The organism is Streptomyces sp. NPDC048002 (genome assembly GCF_040653275.1).
Taxonomy (GTDB): Bacteria; Actinomycetota; Actinomycetes; order Streptomycetales; family Streptomycetaceae; genus Streptomyces.
Genome location: NZ_JBEZNL010000090.1, coordinates 1 through 2,292 on the forward strand (window position 1 = coordinate 1; position 2,292 = coordinate 2,292).

General features: G+C 69.9%; 1 protein-coding gene. It reads right to left on the bottom strand.

Annotated elements, in window-relative coordinates:
- Positions 1-2,277, bottom strand: a 2,277-nt coding sequence (locus AB0E07_RS39805) for a condensation domain-containing protein (RefSeq protein WP_362263372.1), incomplete at its 3' end; no start/stop codon positions are given.
- Positions 2,278-2,292 lie beyond the last annotated feature (15 nt).

The window sequence follows — 2,292 nt, forward strand, 5'->3', positions numbered from 1 at the left end:
CACCAACGCCCGATGCGGAGCCACCACACCCTTCGGCCGCCCCGTCGAACCCGACGTGAACATCACACACGCCGCATCCCACCCACCACACACCAAAGTCAGGTTCTCCGTGGACTGGCGGGCCACGGCATCAGCCTCGACATCGAGCAGGACGAAGCGCGGCCCGGCGTGCAGCCGTTCGGCCAGCCGGCTGTCGGACACCACGACCTCAACGCCGGCGTCAGTGACGACGGTGGCCAAACGCTCCGCGGGAAAGGCCGGATCCAGCAGCGTGTACGCCGCCCCTGCCTTCAGCACACCCAGCAACGACACGATCAGCTCAGGCCCACGCTCAAGATGAACCCCGACCACGTCACCCGCGGCCACACCCACACCGACGAGATGACGAGCCAGCCGATTCGCCCGGCTATTCACCTCCCCATACGTCAACTCCACCCCACCCTGAACCAACGCCACCACATCCGGCACCTCCCGCACCCGCGCCTCGAACACCGCAGGCACCGACCGGCCATCCACCCCACCGCAACCCACACCACCCCACTCCAGAACCCGCCGCTGCTCGTCCTCACCCAGCAGCGCGATGGCGGCCACGGGGAGATCGGGGTCCGCGACGGCGGCCTTCAGGAGGTCGAGCAGCCGTCGGGTCACGGTGTCGATGGTGGTCTCGTCGTAGAGGTCGGTGGCGTACTCCACGTCCCAGCACAGCCCGGCCGGACGACCGTCGTCCCCGGCGGCCTCCTCCACGAAGAAGGTCAGGTCGAACTTGGCCACCCGGTGCTCCAGGGGCAGCCGTTCGCTGTGCACACCCGGGATGGCCTGGGTGGCGGCGGCGTTGTTCTGGAGGACGAGCATGGTCTGGAAGAGGGGGTGCCGGGCGGTGGACCGGGCGGGGTTGACCGCCTCGACCACCCGCTCGAACGGCAGGTCCTGATGCGCATACGCCTCCAAGTCGGCGGCCCGCACCCGGCCCAGCAGTTCGCGGAAGGTCGGGTCGCCCGACACGTCGGTGCGCAGCACCAGCGTGTTCACGAAGAACCCCACCAGCTCATCCAGGCTGTCATCGGTACGCCCGGCGACCGCCGTGCCCAGCGGAATATCGGTGCCCGCACCCAGCCGGCTCAGCAGCGCCGCCACCGCCGCCTGCAACACCATGAACAGCGTCGTCCCGCTCTCCCGCGCCAACCGCACCAGCCCCGCATGCAGCTCCGCATCCGAACGCACCCGCACCATCGCACCCCGATGCGACGCCACCGGCGGACGCGGCCGGTCCACCGGCAACTCCAACTCCTCCGGCATACCGGACAACGCCTCAGTCCAGTAACGCAGCTGGTGCAACGCGAGACTGTCATCGTCGCGCTCGTCACCCAGCAGGTCACGCTGCCACAAGGCATAGTCGGCGTACTGCACCGGCAACGGCACCCAGTCAGGCGCCTCCCCAGCCACGCGCGCCGCGTAAGCCCGACCCAGGTCGCGAGTGAGCGGAGCCATCGACCAGCCGTCACCGGCGATGTGATGCAGGACCAGCACCAGCACGTGCTCGTCCTCGGCGACCTGGAACAGGGTTGCGCGGATGGGTAGTTCGACGGCCAGGTCGAAGACGTACTCGCCCGCCTGCCGTGCCGCTTCGGTCACCTCGTCCGCGCCGCAGGGCTTGACCTCGAATGGCACGTCCGGGTGCGGGACGATGTGCTGGTGGGGTTCGCCGTCGGGGTTGGGGAGGATCGTGCGCAGGGCCTCGTGGCGTACGGCGACGTCGTTGAGGGCCGCGCGCAGGGCGTCGTGGTCGAGGGTGCCGTGCAGCCGGACGGCGAGCGGCACGTTGTAGGTGACTCCGCTCTCGTCCCACTCCCGCAGGAACCACAGCCGCTGCTGGGCGTACGACAGCGGAATCCGTTCGGGTCGTTGCTCGGCGGGCGTGAGCGCGGGGCGCGGGCGTACGTCGTCGGAGCGCAGTCCCGCGGCCAGGCCGGCCGGGGTGGGGGTGGCGAAGAGGGTGCGGACGTTGACCTCCGCGCCGAGCGTCCTGCGGATGCGGCTGATCAGCCGGGAGCCGAGCAGCGAGTGGCCGCCCAGGGCGAAGAAGCTGTCGTCGATGGTGACGTGATCGACTCCGAGTATTTCGGCGAAGAGTCCGCAGAGGACTTCCTCCTCCGGGGTGCGCGGTGCGCGGCCTTCGGCATCGCCCCCGACCAGGGGCTCGGGCAGGGCCTTGCGGTCGAGCTTGCCGTTGGTGGTCAGCGGCAGCGCGTCGAGTGCGACGAACGCGGCCGGAACCATGTACTCAGGCAGCGC